Origin of the sequence: Streptodolium elevatio, assembly GCF_040649515.1 — a bacterium.
GTDB lineage: Bacteria > Actinomycetota > Actinomycetes > Streptomycetales > Streptomycetaceae > Yinghuangia > Yinghuangia elevatio.
Map to the genome: position 1 here is coordinate 1 of NZ_JBEZFP010000258.1, position 3928 is coordinate 3928.

General features: G+C 69.2%; 5 protein-coding genes. All 5 read left to right on the forward strand.

Annotation, left to right across the window (positions count from 1 at the left end):
* Window positions 1-648: 648 nt before the first annotated feature.
* Window positions 649-1008: a hypothetical protein gene (locus AB0C36_RS42665; protein WP_358365076.1), complete on the forward strand. Its 360-nt coding sequence runs from the start codon at window positions 649-651 to the stop codon at window positions 1006-1008.
* A gap of 84 nt (window positions 1009-1092) precedes the next feature.
* Entirely contained in the window at window positions 1093-1296 is a 204-nt protein-coding gene (gvpO, locus tag AB0C36_RS42670; RefSeq protein ID WP_358365078.1) for a gas vesicle protein GvpO, read from the forward strand.
* A 65-nt stretch (window positions 1297-1361) separates the two neighbouring features.
* Window positions 1362-1856 (forward strand): gas vesicle protein GvpJ, encoded by a 495-nt coding sequence (gene gvpJ / locus AB0C36_RS42675; RefSeq protein ID WP_358365081.1) that lies wholly within the window; start codon window positions 1362-1364, stop codon window positions 1854-1856.
* Window positions 1856-2590 (forward strand): GvpL/GvpF family gas vesicle protein, encoded by a 735-nt coding sequence (locus AB0C36_RS42680; RefSeq protein ID WP_358365083.1) that lies wholly within the window; start codon window positions 1856-1858, stop codon window positions 2588-2590. The genes gvpJ and AB0C36_RS42680 overlap by 1 nt, the downstream gene beginning before the upstream one ends.
* 15 nt (window positions 2591-2605) lie before the next feature.
* Window positions 2606-2857, forward strand: a complete 252-nt coding sequence (locus AB0C36_RS42685) for a gas vesicle protein GvpG (RefSeq protein ID WP_358365086.1) — start codon at window positions 2606-2608, stop codon at window positions 2855-2857.
* Window positions 2858-3928: the final 1071 nt, after the last annotated feature.

A 3928-nucleotide genomic window follows, 5' to 3' on the forward strand; every position in this document is an offset into this window, starting at 1 on the left:
CCGACCGCTGCGGGCAGTCCCGGGCGCAATGGGAGGCGTCCGCGCCGCGGGGCCGCCCGTGCCGGAGGCCGCGCGCGGGTCGGGTGGGTACGCGGACGTAGACCTCACCGGTGCCCGGTGCGCCGTGCGATCCCTCCGGGGCGAATCACCGTAGACCTGTCCGGGACGGAATGGAACAGGCCAGAATCGTAAATTCGGCCAAGATCAAGCACGTTGGTGCCTCCGCCGTCGACGCGGACCGCTTCGCTGCCGCGAAAGCCCTCCGACAGCACCGGAGTTCTGCGGTGCTGGAACACGGTCGTACGGGTTCGCGCCGCCCAAGGCATCACCCGATCGGTGAACGCCGCGTTCCTGGGTGCCGGTTGGCGCCGGGGGTGCGGGGCTGTCACTCGGGGGTTGAGTGTCTGTTCCTTCTGTTCCTCTACCGGTCGGGCTCGCCCATGGGAACGTCGTCGTGGGGGGACGGGATCGCAGTGCGCATGAGTTGTGCGGGGACACCTGGGTCAGCCGACGTGCGCGGTCCTCGATACCGCAGCGTACGCCGGAACGCTGCCGAGGCTAGGTTGGAGAAGCTCTACCACGAGCGAACTTCCTGCCGGTTGGGCAGCCGTTTCGGGGAAGCCGGGCGATGCGATGGATTTCGACGCGTTGGGTTTGCACGAGAAGTACCGCTGCTACTACCAGGGCTCGAAGGAGGCACTGAGCCTCCTGGAGAGGGATAGGCGGGGGATTCCGCTCGCCAAGCTCCTCGCGACGCGGGCCCGCACCGCCCTGGACATGCGTAGCTCGATCAATTACGCGGACGACAGCCGCGATTTCGCGGACGGCTATGCCGCGCTGGCGGGCATCGTTGCCGACTACGCGCGGCTGTGCGGTGAACTCCACGCCGATGTTACCCAGGCGGGACGGCCGGAGCCCCCGTGGCGCGTCGTCGAGCGTGGCCGCTTCGCGGTGCGTGCGCCGTCCACCGTCCGGCGTCCGGCGTCCGCAACCCTCGTACGCGCTTGAGGCCGCGCACGGCACTTGGTCCTTCTGGGTGTTTCTCTCCCGAGCCGGACGCAGGAGGGCAGCACAGTTACTATCTCCGGCCCGATGTCCGCCGGTGGCCCAACGGCGACGCAGGCGCAGTGGGGCCGCATCCTGCCCGAGTGGTGCGACCAACTCGGCTACGGGTTCGACGCCCTCGGTGTGAAAGTCCGCCTGCTGGCGACGTACGAGCTGCTCCTCGACCCGAAGTGCAAATTGAAGGAGTACCGCCGGGTGGCGCGGTTCCGGCGGGGCGACACCGGTGCTTGACGCGTCCGACGCGTTTGCAAGATCGGGGTTGGCGGCCGAGGAAGCGGCTGAGGAAGGTGAGGCAGATGGGTTCTCCACTGCAGCCCGCGGTGTCCCGGCAGCCGGCGTCCGGCGGGACGCAGGCAGGCGGGACCGGAAACCTTTACGACGTCCTCGATCTGATCCTGGACCGGGGCCTCGTCATCGACGTGTTCGTCCGAGTGTCGCTGCTGGGCCTGGAGTTGCTGCAGATCGACGCGCGGATCGTCGTGGCCAGCGTGGACACATACCTGCGCTTCGCCGAGGCCACCAACCGCCTCGATCTCGAGCACACCGGGCGCCGATCGACGCTTCCCGACATGATTGGCGAGGTCACCGAGGGGGGCAGCCGCGGGAAGGCGGAGGGTGCGATCGGCGGTGCGGTGAACGCGATCGGCGGCAAGGTGCGCGAGGCGATCGGCACCGGCGACGAGGATGACGAAGAGAAGGACGAGGCCGAGAAGGCCCCGCGCAGGAAGAAGGCGCGCGCCCCTGAGCCCGAGCGCCCGCGTCGGCGGCGTAGGCCGGCCGAGGAGTCGTGATGGCCACCTACGTATACGCCGTCGTGCGAGCCGGCCATGCACTCCCCACCGGCGCTGCGGGGGTCGGCGGTTCCGGCCGACTCCGCATCCTGCGGGCGGAGGACGACACCGCATCCGTTGCCGCCGTCGTCGGTGACGCTCCGGAGGATCTCCGAGCCCGGCGCCGTGATTTGGCGGCACATCACGAGGTACTCACCGAACTGGCCGAACACGGGCCGGTACTGCCACTGCAGTTCGGCACCGTGGTGCGGAGCGACGGAGACGTGGCGCACCACTTGGCGGAGCACGCCGCCGGCTACCGCGAAGCGCTCACCCGTATCGCGGGCAAGACGGAACTGAACGTGAAGGCCGAGCTGGACCTGGATGCCGTGCTCGGCGACATCGTCGCGACGGAGCCGGACATCCTTGCGCTGCGCGAGCGAACCCGCACCGGAGGGTCGTACGAAGACCAACTGCAGTTGGGCGAGAAGGTCGCCGCCGCGACCGCACGCTATGCGGCCGCGATCGAGGAGCGCGTCGTCGAAGTCCTGGCCCCCTACGCAGTCGCCTATCGCCCCGGTCCCTCGCTGGAGGGCCATGCGGCAAACATTTCCTTCCTGGTTCAGGAGACGGGCGTGGCGGCTTTTGCTGCCGCTGTCGACGGCTTGCGGGGCGACATCGGCCCAGGAGTGGAACTTCGCTGCACCGGTCCGCTGCCCACGTACAGCTTCGCGTCCCCTGAAGTCGCGGTGTGAGGAGAAGGAGGAGCCATGGGACTGCTCACCGGACTGCTCACCCTCCCGCTTGCGCCGGTCAAAGGAGTGGCATGGATCGCGCGCTGCGTCGAGGAGACAGCAGAGCGGGAACTGTACGACCCGGCCGTGGTCCAGGCGCAACTTGCGGCGCTGCACCGGGACCTCGATGCGGGGTTGATCGACGAACAGACCTATGACGAGTACGAGGACGAGTTGCTGGACCGACTCGAAGAGGGTGCGCGCCGCCGGGAGCAGACGATCTGCTGAGGAGTGACGATGACGAACAGGGCCACGTTGGCCGCCGCCGTAGCTGGGGGCTATCTGCTCGGCCGCACGAAGAAGGGAAGACTGGCTCTTGGTGCAGGCAGCTATCTGCTCACCAAGCACTACAAACTGAGGCCTCGTGAACTCGCCGCCGAGGGCGCTCGGCGCCTCGGCGAAGCCGCGCCGGTGTCCCGGCTGACGGACCAGGTCCGTAAGGACGTCGCCCGTGCCGGCCGGTCGGCACTCAAGGCCGCGGTCGAAGGCCGGGCGACCGCACTCGCCGACCGGATCGAGGGTCGTGCGCATGCGCTCGGGGGAGACGGCGGCGAGCGGGAGAACGAGGAAGGCACACAGGACCAGGCACCGGACGGGGCTCCGGAAGAACGCAAGTCGCGTTCGCATGACAGCGGCGGCCGGTCGCCCTCGCGTGGATCCCCCCGGTCGAGATCAGCGTCGCAGTCCGGATCGCAGTCCGGGCCGCGGTCTGGATCGAAGTCCGGATCGAAGTCCGCGCCCAAGCGCGCGTCACAGGCCCGGGCGAAGTCGGAAGACGCGCCCAAGGCCCGGTCCGGGGCGGCCAGGTCGGGGCCCGGCACGAAAGCGTCGGGCTCGGCGTCGAAACCGGCGTCGAAGTCGGCGTCGAAGTCGGCGCCCAAAGCGCCCCAGGCAGCCAAGAAGCCCGCGTCGAAGTCGACATCGTCCAAACCGTCGTCGTCCAAACCGTCGTCCCGGTCGTCCGCCACGGCAAAGTCCAAGCCGAGGACTTCCGGCGCCGCGACCGCCAAGCCGACGAAGAGCTCCGAATCGGGCAAGCGCGGTGCCGGTCGGAGCGGCACCACCAGCGGCAGCGGGCGGGAACGCCGTCCGACCCGGACGGCTTCGTCGTCCGGTACGAAGCGGAAGGGGTCGTGAGATGGCCGCCCGGAGTGATGAAAAGGGCGCCCAGGCGCAAGCGGCGCAGCCCGCGTTCGAGCGGCTGCTAGGTCGTGTCTTCAAAGTGGTGGTTGGAGCCAGAGGAGGGTTGCGGCGAGGGTGAGGGCGGCGGTGAAGGAGGTTGCGGTCTTGTCGTAGCGG

Excerpts from the sequence above, each read along its gene's own strand:
- AB0C36_RS42680 (WP_358365083.1), top strand. The coding sequence starts at position 1,856 with ATGGCCACCTACGTATACGCCGTCGTGCGAGCCGGCCATGCACTCCCC.
- AB0C36_RS42685 (WP_358365086.1), top strand. The coding sequence starts at position 2,606 with ATGGGACTGCTCACCGGACTGCTCACCCTCCCGCTTGCGCCGGTCAAA.
- gvpO (WP_358365078.1), top strand. The coding sequence starts at position 1,093 with ATGTCCGCCGGTGGCCCAACGGCGACGCAGGCGCAGTGGGGCCGCATC.
- gvpJ (WP_358365081.1), top strand. The coding sequence starts at position 1,362 with ATGGGTTCTCCACTGCAGCCCGCGGTGTCCCGGCAGCCGGCGTCCGGC.